Consider the following 16,285-nt stretch of genomic DNA (forward strand, 5'->3'; position numbering starts at 1 on the left):
GCCCCACTCTGTCACCTCTGGACTGGTTGCGGGGGCGGCCGGTCATCAGATCGCAACCTGACGGGTCTGTTCCGGTACGGCATGCCCAGGTCAGAATCTACGCGCGTTATCTACGCGCGTTGTTGTCCAGCGTGCCGTCGTCCTGCCCGAGGAGAGCCGAAGATGCCCTTGAACCGCCGGAAGTTTCTGAAGAGGTCCGCCGTGACGGGGGCGGGAGTGGCGCTCGCCGGTGCGGCGGCTCCGGCGGCTCGGGCCGCGGAGGACGCTTCGGCCCGAGAGCCCGTCAAGCGGTACTCCTTCACCGTGATGGGCACGACGGACCTGCACGGGAACGTCTTCAACTGGGACTACTTCACGGACGCCGAGTTCGACGACAAGGCGCACAACGACATCGGCCTGGCGAAGATCTCCACGCTGGTGGACCAGGTGCGGGCGGAGAAGGGCCGGCGCAACACACTGCTGATCGACGCGGGTGACACCATCCAGGGCACGCAGTTGTCGTACTACTACGCCAAGGTGGACCCGATCACCGCGCAGGGCGGTCCGGTGCATCCGATGGCGCAGGCGATGAACGCCATCGGCTACGACGCCGCCGCGCTCGGCAACCACGAGTTCAACTACGGCATTCCCGTGCTGCGGAAGTTCGAGGAGCAGTGCCGTTTTCCGCTGCTGGGCGCCAACGCGCTGGACGCGAAGACGCTCCGGCCCGCTTTCCCGCCGTACAGCATGCACCGGCTGCGGACGCCGTTCGGTCGTGATGTGAAGGTGGCGGTCCTGGGGCTGACCAATCCGGGTATCGCGATCTGGGACAAGGCGAACGTGCAGGGGAAGATGACGTTCCCCGGTCTGGAGGAGCAGGCGGCGAAGTGGGTGCCGAAGCTGCGGTCGATGGGTGCCGACGTGGTGATCGTGTCGGCGCACAGCGGCTCCTCGGGCACGTCGTCGTACGGTGACCAGCTGCCGTACATCGAGAACGCGGCCGGGCTGGTGGCGGAGCAGGTGCCGGGGATCGACGCGATTCTGGTCGGTCACGCGCACACGGAGATCCCGGAGTACTTCGTCACCAACAAGGAGACGGGTCGGCCGGTCGTGCTGTCCGAGCCGTTGAAGTGGGGTCAGCGGCTGACGCTCTTCGACTTCGAGCTGGCGTGGGGCAAGGGCCGCTGGACGGTCGAGAAGGTGAGCGCGAAGGTCCTCAACTCCAACACCGTCGAGGAGGACCCGAAGATCGTCCGGCTGCTGTCGGACGAGCACGAGAAGGTCGTGGCGTACGTCAACCAGGTCATCGGGACGAACGCGGCGGAGATGACGTCGGCCGAGGCACCGTACAAGGACGTGCCGATCATCGACCTGATCAACCACATCCAGGCGGACACGGTGAAGCAGGCGCTGGCGGGCACGGAGTACGCGTCGCTGCCGGTGCTGTCGCAGGCGGCGTGCTTCTCGCGCAGCGCGAGGATCCCGGCGGGTGAGGTGACGATCCGGGACGTGGCGGGGCTGTACGTGTTCGAGAACACGCTGGAGGCGCGTCTGATGACGGGCGCGCAGATGAAGGCGTACCTGGAGTTCTCGGCGAACTACTACGTGCAGACGCCGGCGGGCGCCGAGGTGGACCCCGCGAAGCTGACGAACGCGAACGGTACGCCGGACTACAACTACGACGTGGTGAGCGGTCTGACCTACGAGATCGACATCGCGCAGCCGGCGGGGGCGCGGGTGAGGGACGTGCGGTTCGGGGGCGAGCCGCTCGCGGACGACGCGAAGTTCGTGTTCGCGGTCAACAACTACCGGGCGAACGGCGGCGGGAACTTCCCGCATGTGGCGGCGGCGCAGCTGCTGTGGTCGAACTCGGACGAGATCCGCAACACCATGATCGCCTGGGTGAAGGCGAAGGGGGCGCTGGATCCGGCCGAGTTCGCCTCGGTGGACTGGAAGCTCACGCGCAACGGCACACCGGTCTTCTAGAGCCGGAGGAGTGTCAGGTCGACGGCGTCGGCGAGGGCTTTCGCGCCGGCGTCGTTGACGTGGAGGCCGTCACCGCTGTTGAACGCGTCCCGGATCCGGTCGGGCCGGTCCGGGTCCGCGACGGCGGCGGCGAGGTCGGCGACGGCGTAGAGGGGGTGGGTGTCGCCGAGGAGCCAGGTGTTGACCTCGCGCCGTACGCTCTGGCCTTCCTCGGTGTCGTAGCCCGGGTAGACGTGCCGGCGTAAGGGCCGATGGTGCTGCCGATGACGGTGAGTCCGGCGGCGTGCAGGCGGTCGGCGAGTGCGGTCAGGCCGGTCATCGGGTCGTCGACGGTGGGGATTTGCCGGTGTCGGGGAAGGCGATGGCGCCGGGCAGGCCGAGGTCGTTGAGGCCGACGTGGACGAGGACGTGCGTGGCGCCGGGGACGGAGAGGACGTCGCGGTCGACGCGGCCAGGAGGTGCTCGCCGATCTCATCGGTGAGCAGGCGGTTGCCGGAGATGCCCTGGTTGACGATCCAGCCGCGGGTGAGGTGGCTGTTCAGCTGAGCGGGGAAGGCGCTGCCGGTTCCGGGGGTGGTGTTCATGCCCTCGATCCAGGAGTCCCCGAAGGCGACGGCGATCCGGGTGCCGTGCGGGGCGCGGACGTCGACGCCGGTGACGAAGTGGCCGGTGGGGAGTTCCTCGGCGGTGTCGCAGTGGTCCGCGGTGAGCCGGTTGCCGGGGGTGGCGTGACCGATGTCGTACGGGACGGCCGAGTAGGTGGTCAGGCCGGTGTCGCCCGGCACGTAGGGGCTGAGGGCGAGTTCCTCACCGGCGGTCACCGGCTGTTCGGCGGGGTCGGTGACGATCTCGTCGCCGGGTGGGACGGTGGCGGTCTCCAAGCCTGCGAAGAGCAGGGTGGTATCGGTGGCGGGGTCGATGCCGCTGCCCCGGGTGCGTACGGCGAGGTGGGCGCCGCCTACCTCCAGGGGTGCGGTGCCGTAGCGGTTGCTGAGGCGGATGCGCAGCGCCTCGCCGCTTCCGGCGGGGCGCAGCGTCTGGCGTACGGTCTGGTCGGTGAAGCCGCGGACCGCGAAGGGGTGGAAGGTTCTCACTTACCGTCGGTCGACGAGCGGGGTGAGGGTCGGTGCGGGCCGGGCGGCCGGGACCCGGGGCTGCCGGTCCAGGCCGAAGGTGGTGAAGGCGGTGCGCCGCGGAAGTGCGTACGTCTCCTCCCCCACGAGGGAGTTGAGGATGGTCGCGCTGCGCCAGGCGGCGAGTCCGAGGTCGGGGGCGCCGACGCCGTGGGTGTGGGTCTCGGCGTTCTGGACGTACACCGTGCCGGTGACGGACGGGTCGAGGACGAGGCGGAAGTGGTCGTCGACCTGGAGGCGGTCGCGGCCGTCGCGGCGCAGGCAGGGGTCGAGGCCGGCGAGGATGCGGTCGAGGGGGCGTTCGCGGTAGCCGGTGGCGAGGACGACGGCGTCGGTGGTGAGGCGGGAACGGGTCTCCTGCTGGACGTGTTCCAGGTGGAGTTCGACTTTGCTGGTGGCGACGCGGCCCGCGGTGCGCACGCGGACGCCGGGGGTGAGGACGGCGTCGGGCCAGCCGCCGTCGAGGGTGCGGCGGTACAGCTCGTCGTGGATGGCGGCGATGGTGTCGGCGGCGATGCCCTTGTGCAGCTGCCACTGGGAGGCGACGAGCCGGTCGCGTACGGGTTCGGCGAGGGCGTGGAAGTAGCGGGTGTAGTCGGGGGTGAAGTGCTCCAGGCCGAGCTTGGAGTACTCCATGGGCGCGAAGGCCTCGGTGCGGCCGAGCCAGTGGAGCTTCTCGCGGCCGGGCGGCCGGGTGCGCAGCAGGTCGAGGAAGACCTCGGCGCCGGACTGTCCGGTGCCGACGACGGTGACGTGCTCGGCGGCGAGGATCGTGTCGCGGTGGTGGAGGTAGTCGGCGGCGTGCACGACAGGCACGCCGGGGGCCTCGACGAGGGGCTTGAGCGGTTCGGGCACATGGGGCTCGGTGCCGACGCCGAGGACGACGTTGCGCGCGTACGTGCGGCCGAGCGCCTCGGCCTCGCCGTCGGCGTCGAGCCGGGTGAAGTCGACCTCGAACAGGTCGCGTTCGGGGTCCCAGCGCACGGCGTCGACCCGGTGGCCGAAGTGGAGGCCGGGGAGGTGCTCGGCGACCCAGCGGCAGTAGGCGTCGTACTCGGCGCGCTGGATGTGGAAGCGCTCGGCGAAGTAGAAGGGGAAGAGCCGTCCGCGGGCCTTGAGGTGGTTGAGGAACGTCCAGGGGCTGGCGGGGTCGGCGAGCGTCACCAGGTCGGCGAGGAAGGGGACCTGGAGGGCGGTGCCGTCCAGCAGCAGGCCGGAGTGCCAGCCGAAGGCGGGGCGCTGGTCGTAGAAGACGGTGTCCAGTTCGGTGAGCGGGTGGGCGAGGGCGGCGAGGGAGAGGTTGAACGGTCCGATGCCGATGCCGACCAGGTCGCGGGGTGCGTCGGGCTCGTGGCGCGGGGCGTGGCGTGCGGGGGTCGTCGGGGGCGTCGGGGGGGTCATCCGGGGGTGTTTCCTTCCGCGAGTGTCGCTTCCACGAGAGTCAGGAGGGCGGCCAGGTCGGCGGGGCTGGTGGCGGGGTTGAGGAGGGTGGCCTTGAGCCAGAGCCGGCCGTCGAGGCGGGCCCGGCCGAGGACCGCGCGGCCCTCGGTGAGGAGCCTGCGGCGTACGGCGGCGACGGTGTCGTCGCTCGCGCCCGTGGGCCGGAACAGGACCGTGCTGAGGGTGGGCCGGTCGTGGAGGTCGAGGCGGGGGTGGTTCCCTACGAGGTCGGCAAACTCGTGGGCCAGGGCGCAGACCCGGTCGACGAGCTGTCCGAGGCCGGTGCGGCCGAGGGTCTTGAGGGTGACGGCGATCTTGAGGATGTCGGGGCGGCGGGAGGTGCGCAGGGACCGGCCGAGGAGGTCGGGCAGACCGGCTTCGGTGTCGTCGTCGGCGTTGAGGTAGTCGGCGCGCTGGCGGAGCGCGGCCAGGTCGCCGGGATCGCGTACGGCGAGGAGACCGGCGGCGACCGGCTGCCAGCCGAGTTTGTGCAGGTCGAGGGTGACGGTGTCGGCGGCGTCGAGTCCGGTGAGCCGGGCCCGGTGCCGGTCGCTGAAGAGCAGGCCCGCGCCGTACGCGGCGTCGATGTGCAGGCGGGCGCCGTGGACGGCGCAGCGGGCGGCGATGTCGGGCAGCGGGTCGATGAGGCCGGCGTCAGTGGTGCCGGCGGTGGCGGCGACGAGCAGCGGGCCTTCCAGGTGGGTGAGGGCCTCGTCGAGGACGGCGGGGTCGAGGACGCCGGCGGGTGTGGGCAGGACGACGGGCTCGGGCAGGCCGAGCAGCCAGGCGGCGCGGGGCAACGAGTGGTGGGCGTTGGCCCCGCACACGAGCCGTACGGTGCCGCCGTGTGCTGCGCGGGCCTGTTCGCGGGTCAGCTCGCGAGGCCGTTCGCGGGTCTCCTGGCGGGACTGTTCGCGGGTCCGTTCGCGGGCCAGGAGGAGGGCGAGCTGGTTGGCCTCGGTGCCGCCGGTGGTGACGAGGGCGTCGGCGAGTCCGGCCTCCGCGGCGAGGGCCCGGGTGACGAGGGCCTCCAGAGCGGAGGCGGCCGGGGCCTGGTCCCAGGAGTCGAGGGACGGGTTGAGGGCGGAGGCGGCCAGGTCGGCGGCGGTGGCGGCGGCCAGGGGCGGGCAGTGCAGGTGGGCGGCGCACAGCGGGTCCGCCGGGTCGGCGGCGCCCTCGGCGAACATGTGCACCAGGGCGCGCAGGGCGTCCGGGGCGCCCTGCGCGGGCAGGACGTCCCCCACCGCCTCCCGCACCCGCGCGGCGACCGCCTCCGGCCCGCCCACGGGCAGGGGTCCGCCGCGTGCCCGGGTGCCGGCGCGCAGCGCGTCGAGCACGGTGTCGAGCAACGGCCGCAGGGCGTCGGGGCCTTGGGGGCCTGAGGCGAGGGGCGGTATGGGCATGGGGTCCTCCGGGCGCGGGCTGAGGGGGAGTTCCAGCTGGTGCCTGGATGCGTGGCCGCGCCCGAAGACCCCAACGAGCGGGAGGCGGCAGGGGTACGTCCGTGCGGCGAAAGCCGGTGGACGACAACGGCGTTGGACGTGTCCGGCCGGACAGCCCGGTGCGGCGTCGGCCCGGCCCAGACGGCGGCCCGCGCTCAGTTCTTGTAGTCGTCGGCGTGGTCCGCGGCCCAGACGGTGAAGGGACGGGCCGCGGTGCCGGTGACGTCGCGCACGGTGGTGGTGATCTCGGGGGGGCGCCGACGGTGTCCGCCTGGGACTTCAGGAGGGCCTGGAGCATGCCCGGCGGTACGTGGGGGAAGAGCTCGGGGCCGGCCTCCCGCGGCGGCACCTCGACGAAGCGCAGGTCGCGGCCAAGACGGTGAAGGGACGGGCCGCGGTGCCGGTGACGTCGCGCACGGTGGTGGTGATCTCGGGGGGGCGCCGACGGTGTCCGCCTGGGACTTCAGGAGGGCCTGGAGCATGCCCGGCGGTACGTGGGGGAAGAGCTCGGGGCCGGCCTCCCGCGGCGGCACCTCGACGAAGCGCAGGTCGCGGCCAAGGGTGCGACCGATCGCGGCGACCTGCCCGGCGTTGGCGACGGCCTCCGGCCCGGTGAGGCGGTGGGCGGCGCCCTCGTGGCCGTCGTCGTGGAGGGCGCGTTCGGCGACGGCAGCGGTGTCGTCCTCGTGGATGGGCGCGGACAGCCCGTCGGCGAAGACGCCGCGCACGGTGTCGCCGGCGCGGATCTGCGGGGCCCACTGCAGGGCGTTGGTGGCGAACGCATTGGAAGGTCCACGCCAGGCCGCTGTCGCGGACCTGCCGCTCCACGGTGGCGTGCATGACGTGGAGGGGGTGAGACGGGTCGGCGCCCTCCTGCATGATGCCGGAGGACAGCAGAAGAGGTGCCGCACTCCGGCGGTGCCGGCGGCGCGCAGGAGGTCGGGGGTGCGGTCGCCGCCGGCCTGGACGTACAGGAACAGCTCGGTCGCGCCCTCGAACAGGGCGGCGGGTTCGTCGGGGTGGCCGGAACCGGACGACGTCGGCTCCGGCGGGCAGGCCGGCCCGCTGCGGGTCGCGGGTCAGGGCCCGTACGGGCCGGTCGGCGGCGACGAGCCGCTCGATCAGGGCGCGGCCGACGTTCCCGGTGGCACCGGTCACCACGATCACAGCGGTCCTCCTGGGAGGGGGGCTGATCGTCCTCGGGCCCGTCCGAGCCTGGGAAGGACGAGCAGCCGCCGCATCGTCACCAGGGCCAGCCGCGCCCTACGTCGCGGGTCCTACGACGCCTCCCGTACCCGCAACGCCCGGGCAAGGTCGTCCAGTTGGTCGACCAGCTTGCGGCGCAGCGCCGGGATCGGGTCGGCGTCGCGCAGGCAGTCCTCGCCCAGCCGCAGGCTCTCGGCGTCGACGGCGTGGGCGGGGAAGGCCCAGCGGCCGGCGGCGTCGGCGATGGCGGGGCCGCGGCGGGCGGCGACGGCCACCGCGTCGGTGTAGTAGCGCGGCACGTACTCCCTGACGAGGTCGGCCTGTTCCGGCTGCCAGAAGCCCTGGGCGGTGGCGGTGAAGAGGTAGTTGGACAGGTCGTCGGTGGCGAACATCGCCTCCCACGCCTTCGCCTTGGCCTGCGCGTCGGGCAGGGCGGCGCGGCAGCGGGCGGCGCCCTCCTGGCCGGTGGCACTCGGGTCGCGGTCCAGTTCGGCGGCGATGGCGGCCTCGTCGGTGGCGCCGAGGACGGCGAGGCGGGACAGGATGCGCCAGCGCAGCTCGGGGTCGAGTTCGGGGCCGCCGGGCACGGTGCCGTCGGCGAGCCAGGCGTCGATGGTGTCGGGGTGGGCGGCGACGTCGATGAAGTGCCGTACGGCGATCAGGCGCAGACCCGGATGGTCGCCGTCCTCGGTGCGGCGGATGAGGTCGCGGCACAGGGCGGTGAGCGTGCTCAGGGCGGCGGGCCGCTGCTCGGGGGTGAGGAAGCGGTCGGCGATGTGCACGGTGGCGAAGGCCAGGACGCCCTGGACGAGGGCGAGGTCCGTCTCGTGCGGCAGGTGGGTGCGGGCGGTGTCCAGGTAGGCGGTGGCGGGGAGTTCGCCGTCGCGGACGGCGTCCCTGAGGGCGTTCCACACGACCGCGCGGGTGAGGGGCTCGGGCAGGCCGGACAGGTTCGTGCGGACGGCTTCGAAGGACTCGGCGTCGAAGCGGATCTTGGCGTAGGTGAGGTCGCCGTCGTTGAGGAGGAGCAGCGCGGGGCGCTTGCCGACGGGCTGGGCGGTGGTCTGCGGGACGTCCAGGTCGAGGCGCTCGCGCAGGCTGAAGCGGCCCTCGTCGGTGAGGTCGCGGTCGTACAGGCCGACGGCGATGCGGTGCGGGCGGCTGCCGGTGCGGTCGACGGTGAGGGTGTAGGTGCCGCTGCTGTCGCCGTTGGTGAGGCGTGGGGTGAGGGTGTCGACGCCGGTGGTGCGCAGCCAGGTGTCGGCCCAGGCGTGGACGTCGCGCTCGGTGGCTCCGGCGAGCGAGTCGATGAAGTCGGCGAGGGTGGCGTTGGCGAACCGGTGGCGGGCGAAGTGGGTGTTGATGCCGGCCAGGAAGTCCTTCTCGCCGAGCCACGCGACGAGTTGGCGCAGGGCGGAGGCGCCCTTGGCGTAGGAGATGCCGTCGAAGTTCAGCAGCGCCGAGGCGGTGTCGTCGACGGCCTCGGGGGCGACGGGGTGGGTGGAGGGGCGCTGGTCGGCGTCGTAGCCCCAGGCCTTGCGGGCGACGCCGAAGTCGGTCCAGGTGTCGGTGAAGCGGGTGGCCTCGGTGAGGGTCTGGTAGCCCATGTACTCGGCGAAGGACTCGTTGAGCCAGATGTCGTCCCACCACTGGAGGGTGACGAGGTCCCCGAACCACATGTGGGCCATCTCATGGGCGATGACCATGGCGCGGGTCTGCCGCTCGGTGTCGGTGACGGCGGAGCGGTAGACGAACTCGTCACGGAAGGTGACCAGGCCCGGGTTCTCCATGGCGCCCGCGTTGAACTCGGGGACGAAGGCCTGGTCGTAGGAGTCGAAGGGGTAGGGCTCCTCGAACTTCTCGTGGTAGCGGTCGAAGCACGCGCGCGTGATGTCGAGGATCTCCTCGGCGTCCGCGTCGAGGTAGGGGGCCAGCGAGCGGCGGCAGTGGATGCCGAAGGGCAGGCCGCGGTGCTCGGTGCGCACCGAGTGCCAGGGGCCGGCGGCGACGGCGACGAGGTACGTGGAGATCAGCGGGGTGGGTGCGGCCTGCCAGCGGCCGTCGCCGAGGTGCTCGGTGACGCCGTTGGCGAGGACGGTCCAGTCCTCGGGCGCCTTGACGGACAGGTCGAAGACGGCCTTGAGGTCGGGCTGGTCGAACGCGGCGAAGACGCGCTGCACGTCGTCCATGAACAGCTGGGTGTAGACGTAGGTCCGGCCGTCGGTGGGGTCGGTGAAGCGGTGCATGCCCTCGCCGGTGCGGGAGTAGCGCATCGCCGCGTCGACGCGCAGTTCGTGTTCGCCGACGGTGAGGTTCTTCAGCGGGAGCCGGTTGCCGTCCAGCGTCTCCGGGTCCAGGGGTTGTCCGTCGAGGGTGACGGAGCGCAGCTCGGCGGGCTTGACCTCGACGAAGGTGTCCGTGGCGTCCTGGCCGGCGAGGACGCTGAACCTGATCAGGGTGCGGGAGTCGAAGGTCTCGTCGCCGGCGGTCAGATCGAGTTCGATCGTGTAGCGGTGGACGTCGAGGAGCTCTGCTCGGGTCTGCGCTTCGTCGCGCGTCAGTACGGACATGCAGGACATGCTGCCTGATGGCGCTGACAAGGCACAGAGGCGGATCGGTACGCGCCCAATGTCCTGTCTACGTGCGGTCCTTCTCGAGCTCCCCGGCGTGCGCCCCCGGGGGACGCTGGAGCGGGGACCGCGCGTCGGGGTGGGGCGGGGCGGGACGCGGGTGGTGTTCGGCGGGCTCGGCGTTCTTGCGGAGCAGGGCGCGCAGTTCGCGGACCTCGCGCTGCAGGGCGAGGTGGCGCTGGTGGCTGTCGTACAGGTAGCGCACCTTGGTACGCAGGGCCCAGGGGTCCACGGGTTTCATGACGAGGTCGGCGACGCCCAGCCGGAAGGCGGCCGAGGTCAGTGCGTGGTCGGCGCCGAAGCCGGTGAGCAGCACGACGGGGATGTGCTGGGTCTGTTCCAGGCGCCGCATGTAGCGCACCACCTCCAGGCCGCTGACGCCGGGCATGCGCACGTCCAGCAGCAGCAGGCCCACCTGGCCGCGCAGCACCTGCTTGAGCGCCTCGTCGCCGCTGGTGGCCCGGCCGATCAGGTAGCCCAGCGGGGCGAGGGCGCTCTCCAGGGCGTACAGCGCGTCGACGTGATCGTCGACGATGAGGATCCTGGCATCCGACGGCATGGCCCGACGTCCCTCCTGATGGACGACCAGCTGTGTCCGGGACACTGACGACGCGGTGTGCTCGCCGGCTGACGAGCAGTGCACAGCGCAGCATGCCCCTCGCGGGCCGTCGTGTCACTCCCCCCGGGGACGTCGCCGGGCTCAGTTCACGGTGGGCGTAGCGCCGTTCACCGCTTCGTCGGCGATCCGCTCGTGGTGGCGGATCACCTCGGCCACGATGAAGTTCAGGAACTTCTCGGCGAACGCCGGGTCCAGTTTGGCGTTCTCGGCGAGCGCGCGCAGCCGGGCGATCTGCCGGGCCTCGCGGGCCGGGTCGGCGGGCGGCAGGTGGTGCCTGGCCTTGAGGTGGCCGACCTGCTGGGTGCACTTGAAGCGCTCGGCGAGCATGTGGACGACGGCCGCGTCGATGTTGTCGATGCTGTCGCGCAGCCGGGCGAGCTCCTCCCGGACGGCGGGGTCGACGTCGGGGGTGCCGGTGTTGCTGGTGCTCATGGGGAGTCAGCCTACGGGGCCGGCGGGTGCGCGATCATCCGGCTCGGCCTCGGGGCGACGGCCTTGTGGAGGGAGACGTCGGCGTGGCCGCCGGGGACGCCCTCGACACGGCCCACCTCCCGGAACCCGAGCTTCCGGTAGAAATCGGGGGCCTGGAAGGTGTACGAGGAGACGGTCATGCTCGTGCAGCCGCGCCGGGCGCTCTCCTCCTCGGCCGCCCGCATCAGCCGGCTCCCCCAGCCGGCGTGCCGCTGGTCCTCGCGCACCCACAGCATGTCGACGCAGCACTGTCCGCCCCAGACCCAGGCGGTGAGCCCGCCGACCAGGTCGCCGGCGTCGTCGGTGGCGCGGACGGTGAGCGGTTCGGGCTCGCCGGCGCCGGTCGCCTCGGCGTTGAAGGCGGTGAGCTCGTCGTCGAGCCGCTTTTCGAGGTCGTCGTCCTGGCCGCCCACCCGCACCGAGGCGGCGGAACTCTGTTCGCCGGTCACGGCCAGGATTCTGGCAGCGTCCGACGTCCGGCGACGACCGGGTTTCCGGCCGCATCCCGGCCCAGGCCCGCGACATCCCCGTACAGTGGAATCGGGTTCAGGGCGTCTTGGGGGTGAGGCGTGGCGAACGACGGGCCGGTCGAGCACGGCTACCCGCACCTGGAGACGGTGCGGGCCGCCGTCACCGCGCTGTACCGGCGCCTGTCCTACGACACGATCCAGACGTTCTCGGCCAGTGTGGCCCCGGCCGACGTGGCGTTCTGCGACACCGACGACCTGTATCTGGGGGCGCAGCGGGTGGCGCGCGAGCTGGTGCGGCACTACCGTCTGCCGGACGCCCGGCTGATCGTCTCCTTCCGCGAGATGACACACGCGGCGAACATCGAACTCGCGGCGGGCCCGGAGTACTTCGTGGAGCTGAACGACCGGTTCCGCACCCATCGCCGGGACATCGGCGCGGCCCTGGCCCACGAGATCATGCATGTCTACCTGCACCGGCTGGACCTGTCGTTCCGGGGGACGCGGGAGAACGAGATCCTCACCGACACGGCGGCGACGTATCTGGGGGCGGGCTGGCTGCTGCTCGACGCCTACCGGGAGGACGCGACGTCGTCGCAGAAGCTCGGGTATCTCACGCCGGAGGAGTTCGGGTACGTGCTGGCCAAGCGTGCGCTGGTGTTCGGCGAGGATCCATCGGTGTGGTTCACCAGTCCGCAGGCGTACACGGCGTACGTCAAGGGCATGGCACTGGCCCGCCGCGACGAGCAGCAGCCGCCGCTGACGGCGGCGGGCTGGGCCGGGCGCCGCCGGTACGCGCGTGACCGGCGGCACGCGCAGGACCCCCCGCACGCGCGTGTGCCCGCCGAGGGCGGCACGCCGTACAGCTTCACCCCGGACGGGCACGGCCCGCTGCGGGTCACCTTCCCCTGCCCGACCTGCCATCAGCGGATCAGGGTTCCGGTGCGGGGGCGGATGAGGGCGCGGTGCGCGCTGTGCAGGACTGTGCTGGAGTGCGACACGTAGGGGGCGAAGGCGTGCGCCTGCCGGCCGGTCGACCGGTCGACAGGCCGACCGGCCGGCTGAACCACGGACCGGCCGACAGGCCCCGGACCGGCCCACAGGCTGACCCGGGACCGGCCGACAGGCCGATCGCGCCGACCGGACCGGCCGACCTGCGGACCGGCGGCGGACGGACCGGCTGGTGGGCTGACCGGCTGGCCGGCCGACGGAACAGCCGACCGACTGGCGGGCCGATCGCGGACCGGCCGACCGGCTGGCGGGCCGCCCGGCTGGCCGGCCGACCGGCTGGCGGGCCGCCCGGCTGGCCGGCCGACCGGCTGGCGGGCCGCCGAAACAACGACCGGCGTCGGCGGTCGGCCGACCGTTGACCGGCTGACCGACTGAACCCCGGGCGCACAGCCCGGCGGGCTCACAGGCCGGGCGGGGCACCGACCGGCGGGCGCACCGACCGGCGGGCGCACCGACCGGCGGGCGCGCTTACCGAGGATCACCGCGCCCCGTACACCGGCCCGGGTGGCTCCGCCGCGGCGAGGAGGGCGCGGACCGTCTCGCCCGCCTCGGCCGGGTCCCACCGTGCGCCCTTGTCCGCGCTCGGCCCGGGACGCCAGCCCTCCATCACGGTGATCCGTCCGCCCTCCGCCTCGAAGACCCGCCCCGTCACCCCGGCGCTGGCGGCGGACCCGAGCCACACCACCAGCGGCGAGACGTTCTCGGGGGCCATCGCGTCGAAGCCGGCCCCGGGGGCCGTCATGGTCTCGGCGAAGGTGCGTTCGGTCATGCGGGTGCGGGCCGCGGGCGCGATGGCGTTGACCTGAACGCCGTACCGGGCCAGTTCGGCCGCCGCGACCAGGGTGAGCGCGACGATCCCCGCCTTCGCGGCGCTGTAGTTCGCCTGTCCCACCGAGCCCAGCAGGCCCGCGCCGCTGCTGGTGGTGACGACCCGGGCCACGGGCGTCCGCCCCGCCTTGGTCTCGGCCCGCCAGTGTGCGGCGGCGTGCTGCAGGGGCAGGAAGTGGCCTTTCAGATGGACGCGTACGACGGCGTCCCAGTCGTCCTCGTCGAGGTTGACCAGCATCCGGTCGCGCAGGAACCCGGCGTTGGTGACGAGCGTGTCCAGGCGGCCGTACGCCTCCAGGGCGGCCCGCACCAGGGATGCGGCGCCCTCGGCGGTGGCGATGTCGTCCCCGTGCGCCACGGCCTCGCCGCCCGCCGCGCGGATCTCGTCGGCGACCCGGGCGGCGGGGCCGCCGGGGCCGGGCGTGCCGTCGAGGCCGACGCCGAGGTCGTTGACGACCAGCCGTGCTCCCTCGGCGGCGTAGGCGAGGGCGTGGGCGCGGCCGAGTCCGCGTCCGGCGCCGGTGACGACGACGACCCGTCCGTCGCAGATTCCGCTCATGTCACGCCGCATGTCACCTCTCCCATGTCACCCCTCCGCTCGATCTCGGGTTCCTCTCCTCGCCGGCGGCCGCGGCGTCCAGGAACGCGGGCCGCTCGCCGCCGCCGTGCACCAGCAGGCTCGCCCCGGTGATGTAGGCGGCGGCGTCGGAGGCGAGGAAGACGGCGGCGGCTGCGACGTCGCCGGGGTCGGCGAGGCGGCCGAGCGGGACGGTGCGGGAGACGGCGGCGAGGCCGTCCTCGTCGCCGTAGTGCAGGTGGGACAGCTCGGTGCGGACCATGCCGACGACGACGGTGTTGACGCGGATGTCCGGGGCCCACTCCACCGCCATGGAACGGGCCAGGTTCTCCAGGCCGGCCTTGGCCGCGCCGTACGCCGCCGAACCGGGCGAGGGGCGCGTGCCGCTGACGCTGCCGATCATGACGATCGCGCCCCGGGCCCGCGCCAGGTGCTCGTAGGCGGCGAGGGACGCCGTCAGCGGTGCGAGGAGGTTGAGTTCGACGACCCGCGCGTGCCGTTCGGCGTCCGCCTCGGCCAGCAGCCGGTACGGCGTGCCGCCCGCGTTGTTGACGAGGACGTCGAGGCGGGGCAGGGCGTCGAAGAAGGCGCGTACGGCGTCCCGGTCGCGGAGGTCGAGTGGGATGAACCGGACTCCCTCGACGGGCCGTTCGGGGGGCCTGCGGGCGCAGGTGACGACCTCGGCGCCGGTTGCGGCAAAGGCCTGTGCGATGCCCGCGCCCACCCCTCGGGTGCCTCCGGTCACGACGACGGTTCGCCCGCCCGGCGAGTTGTCCACAGGCCCTCCCGCTCCGATCCGCCGACTGCTAGCTTCGAAGCCTCGCACCTAACAAATGTTTGGTGGAAAGGCAGTGAGTGGAAGGTAGCTGATGCGCCCATGGGTGTCTGCACCTCGTCCCCGGAAAAGGGGATTTACGTCGTCACGGTCGACTTCCCGCCGGTGAACGCCCTGCCGGTCGCCGGCTGGTTCGCGCTGGCCGACGCCGTGCGCGCCGCCGGGCGCGACCCGGAGGTCCGGTGCGTGGTGCTGACGGCGGAGGGACGCGGGTTCAACGCGGGCGTGGACATCAAGGAGATACAGACGGACGGGCACGGCGCGCTGATCGGCGCCAACCACGGCTGCGCGGCGGCCTTCGCGGCGGTGTACGGGTGCGAGGTGCCGGTCGTGGCGGCGGTGCAGGGCTTCTGCCTGGGCGGCGGTGTCGGCCTGGTGGGGAACGCGGACGCGATCGTGGCGAGCGAGGACGCCGCCTTCGGGCTGCCCGAGCTGGACCGGGGGGCGCTGGGCGCGGCCACGCATCTGGCCCGCCTGGTCCCGCAGCACCTGATGCGGACGCTGTACTACACGGCCCGGACGGTCACGGCGGCCGAACTGCACGCGCACGGCTCGGTGTGGCGGGTGGTACCCCGGGGTGAACTACGGGCTGCCGCCCTGGAGTTGGCGCGGGAGATCGCGGTCAAGGACGGCCGGCTGCTGCGCCTGGCCAAGGCCGCCCTGAACGGGATCGACCCGGTCGACGTGCACCGCGGCTACCGCTTCGAGCAGGGCTTCACCTTCGAGGCCGCGCTGAGCGGGGTGGGCGAGCGGGTGCGCGCCGGTTTCGGGAAGGAGGGCACGTAGGTGGGCGACAAGACCATGACTCCGGACGAGGTGGTCTCCCGGCTGCACAGCGGCATGACCCTCGGCATCGGCGGCTGGGGCTCGCGCCGCAAACCGATGGCGCTGGTCAGAGCACTGCTGCGGTCCCCGGTCACCGATCTGACGGTCGTCTCGTGCGGGGGCCCGGACGTCGGCGTGCTCGCCGCCGCCGGACGGATCGCCACCCTGGTCACGCCCTTCGTCACCCTCGACTCGATCCCGCTCGAACCGCACTACCGGGCGGCCCGTGAGCGCGCCGCCTTCGCCCTGACGGAGATCGACGAGGCGATGTTCCTGTGGGGACTGCACGCGGCGGCGAACCGGCTGCCGTTCCTGCCGGTGCGCGCCGGGCTCGGCTCGGACGTGATGCGGGTCGGCCCCGGCCTGCGCACGGTGACGTCGCCCTACGAGGACGGGGAGACGTTCGTGGCCATGCCCGCCCTGCGGATGGACGCGGCCCTGGTGCACGTCAACCGCGCCGACCGCCGGGGCAACGGCCAGTACCTGGGCCCCGACCCGTACTTCGACGACCTGTTCTGCGCGGCGGCGGACACGGCGTACGTCTCCTGCGAGCGGATCGTGGACACGGCCGAGCTGACGAAGGAGGCCGCACCGCAGACACTGCTGATCCCCCGCCACACGGTGACCGGCGTGGTGCAGGCCCCAAGCGGGGCGCACTTCACGTCCTGTGCGCCGGACTACGGCCGGGACGAGGCGTTCCAGTCGTGCTACGCGGCCATGCCGTGGCCTAAGTTCGCCGAGCGGTTCCTGAGCGGCGACGAGCAGGCGTACCAGTCGGCCGCCCGGGCCTGGCACGAGGAGCGGCGATGACGACACGCGGCTCCCGCCCCCCTGGG

Annotated in this window: 14 protein-coding genes and 1 pseudogene; 4 read left to right on the forward strand and 11 right to left on the reverse strand. The window is 72.8% G+C overall.

Features of this window, described 5'->3' with window-relative positions:
* Nucleotides 1–162 precede the first annotated feature (162 nt).
* Entirely contained in the window at nucleotides 163–1,965 is a 1,803-nt protein-coding gene (locus ACFPZJ_RS24220) for a bifunctional metallophosphatase/5'-nucleotidase (RefSeq protein WP_381025306.1), read from the forward strand.
* Here the strand turns inward: ACFPZJ_RS24220 and ACFPZJ_RS24225 are convergent.
* The 9 genes and pseudogenes from ACFPZJ_RS24225 to ACFPZJ_RS24265 all read right to left on the reverse strand — a co-directional run bounded on the left by ACFPZJ_RS24225 (nucleotide 1,962) and on the right by ACFPZJ_RS24265 (nucleotide 11,355).
* A complete protein-coding gene (locus ACFPZJ_RS24225; protein ID WP_381025308.1) occupies nucleotides 1,962–3,059 on the reverse strand; it encodes an SGNH/GDSL hydrolase family protein in 1,098 nt (365 codons plus the stop codon). The genes ACFPZJ_RS24220 and ACFPZJ_RS24225 overlap by 4 nt on opposite strands.
* Nucleotides 3,060–4,499: a lysine N(6)-hydroxylase/L-ornithine N(5)-oxygenase family protein gene (locus tag ACFPZJ_RS24230; RefSeq protein ID WP_381025310.1), complete on the reverse strand. Its 1,440-nt coding sequence runs from the start codon at nucleotides 4,497–4,499 to the stop codon at nucleotides 3,060–3,062. It lies immediately after the preceding gene.
* The gene (locus ACFPZJ_RS24235) at nucleotides 4,496–5,941 is read right to left on the reverse strand and encodes a pyridoxal phosphate-dependent decarboxylase family protein (RefSeq protein WP_381025313.1); all 1,446 of its coding nucleotides are present in this window, start codon (nucleotides 5,939–5,941) and stop codon (nucleotides 4,496–4,498) included. Before ACFPZJ_RS24235 ends, ACFPZJ_RS24230 begins: the two co-directional genes overlap by 4 nt.
* A gap of 194 nt (nucleotides 5,942–6,135) precedes the next feature.
* On the reverse strand, nucleotides 6,136–6,708 hold the full coding sequence (locus tag ACFPZJ_RS24240; RefSeq protein WP_381025796.1) for a Rossmann-fold NAD(P)-binding domain-containing protein: 573 nt from the start codon (nucleotides 6,706–6,708) through the stop codon (nucleotides 6,136–6,138).
* Between the two features lie 346 nt (nucleotides 6,709–7,054).
* A pseudogene (locus ACFPZJ_RS24245) lies at nucleotides 7,055–7,147 on the reverse strand (NAD-dependent epimerase/dehydratase family protein); the annotation flags it as partial.
* Between the two features lie 110 nt (nucleotides 7,148–7,257).
* Nucleotides 7,258–9,756, reverse strand: coding sequence for an aminopeptidase N (gene pepN / locus ACFPZJ_RS24250; RefSeq protein WP_381025315.1), 2,499 nt, complete (start codon nucleotides 9,754–9,756; stop codon nucleotides 7,258–7,260).
* A gap of 67 nt (nucleotides 9,757–9,823) precedes the next feature.
* A complete protein-coding gene (locus tag ACFPZJ_RS24255; RefSeq protein ID WP_381025318.1) occupies nucleotides 9,824–10,375 on the reverse strand; it encodes a response regulator in 552 nt (183 codons plus the stop codon).
* Nucleotides 10,376–10,516: 141 nt separating this feature from the next.
* On the reverse strand, nucleotides 10,517–10,867 hold the full coding sequence (locus tag ACFPZJ_RS24260; RefSeq protein ID WP_381025321.1) for a chorismate mutase: 351 nt from the start codon (nucleotides 10,865–10,867) through the stop codon (nucleotides 10,517–10,519).
* Nucleotides 10,868–10,878: 11 nt separating this feature from the next.
* Nucleotides 10,879–11,355, reverse strand: a complete 477-nt coding sequence (locus ACFPZJ_RS24265) for a GNAT family N-acetyltransferase (RefSeq protein WP_381025323.1) — start codon at nucleotides 11,353–11,355, stop codon at nucleotides 10,879–10,881.
* A gap of 120 nt (nucleotides 11,356–11,475) precedes the next feature.
* Between ACFPZJ_RS24265 and ACFPZJ_RS24270 the strand changes: the two genes are divergently transcribed.
* On the forward strand, nucleotides 11,476–12,378 hold the full coding sequence (locus tag ACFPZJ_RS24270; protein WP_381025326.1) for a hypothetical protein: 903 nt from the start codon (nucleotides 11,476–11,478) through the stop codon (nucleotides 12,376–12,378).
* 484 nt (nucleotides 12,379–12,862) lie between these two features.
* Here ACFPZJ_RS24270 and ACFPZJ_RS24275 read toward each other — a convergent pair whose 3' ends face one another.
* Both ACFPZJ_RS24275 and ACFPZJ_RS24280 read right to left on the reverse strand, forming a co-directional pair.
* Nucleotides 12,863–13,771 carry an SDR family oxidoreductase gene (locus tag ACFPZJ_RS24275; RefSeq protein WP_381025329.1) on the reverse strand — a complete coding sequence of 303 codons (909 nt, stop codon included), beginning with the start codon at nucleotides 13,769–13,771 and terminating at the stop codon, nucleotides 12,863–12,865.
* 13 nt (nucleotides 13,772–13,784) lie between these two features.
* Nucleotides 13,785–14,567: an SDR family oxidoreductase gene (locus tag ACFPZJ_RS24280; protein WP_381025332.1), complete on the reverse strand. Its 783-nt coding sequence runs from the start codon at nucleotides 14,565–14,567 to the stop codon at nucleotides 13,785–13,787.
* Nucleotides 14,568–14,666: 99 nt separating this feature from the next.
* Between ACFPZJ_RS24280 and ACFPZJ_RS24285 the strand changes: the two genes are divergently transcribed.
* Together ACFPZJ_RS24285 and ACFPZJ_RS24290 are read left to right on the forward strand one after the other, a co-directional pair.
* On the forward strand, nucleotides 14,667–15,410 hold the full coding sequence (locus ACFPZJ_RS24285) for an enoyl-CoA hydratase family protein (protein WP_381025335.1): 744 nt from the start codon (nucleotides 14,667–14,669) through the stop codon (nucleotides 15,408–15,410).
* Nucleotides 15,411–16,259, forward strand: coding sequence for a CoA transferase subunit A (locus tag ACFPZJ_RS24290; RefSeq protein ID WP_381025338.1), 849 nt, complete (start codon nucleotides 15,411–15,413; stop codon nucleotides 16,257–16,259).
* The last annotated feature ends 26 nt before the right edge of the window (nucleotides 16,260–16,285 follow it).

The organism is Streptomyces bullii, assembly GCF_042657145.1.
GTDB lineage: Bacteria > Actinomycetota > Actinomycetes > Streptomycetales > Streptomycetaceae > Streptomyces > Streptomyces bullii.

Coding starts and splice junctions, on each gene's coding strand:
- ACFPZJ_RS24235 (WP_381025313.1), bottom strand. CDS start 5,941: ATGCCCATACCGCCCCTCGCCTCAGGCCCCCAAGGCCCCGACGCCCTG.
- ACFPZJ_RS24275 (WP_381025329.1), bottom strand. CDS start 13,771: ATGAGCGGAATCTGCGACGGACGGGTCGTCGTCGTCACCGGCGCCGGA.
- ACFPZJ_RS24255 (WP_381025318.1), bottom strand. CDS start 10,375: ATGCCGTCGGATGCCAGGATCCTCATCGTCGACGATCACGTCGACGCG.
- ACFPZJ_RS24260 (WP_381025321.1), bottom strand. CDS start 10,867: ATGAGCACCAGCAACACCGGCACCCCCGACGTCGACCCCGCCGTCCGG.
- ACFPZJ_RS24285 (WP_381025335.1), top strand. CDS start 14,667: ATGGGTGTCTGCACCTCGTCCCCGGAAAAGGGGATTTACGTCGTCACG.
- ACFPZJ_RS24230 (WP_381025310.1), bottom strand. CDS start 4,499: ATGACCCCCCCGACGCCCCCGACGACCCCCGCACGCCACGCCCCGCGC.
- ACFPZJ_RS24220 (WP_381025306.1), top strand. CDS start 163: ATGCCCTTGAACCGCCGGAAGTTTCTGAAGAGGTCCGCCGTGACGGGG.
- pepN (WP_381025315.1), bottom strand. CDS start 9,756: ATGTCCGTACTGACGCGCGACGAAGCGCAGACCCGAGCAGAGCTCCTC.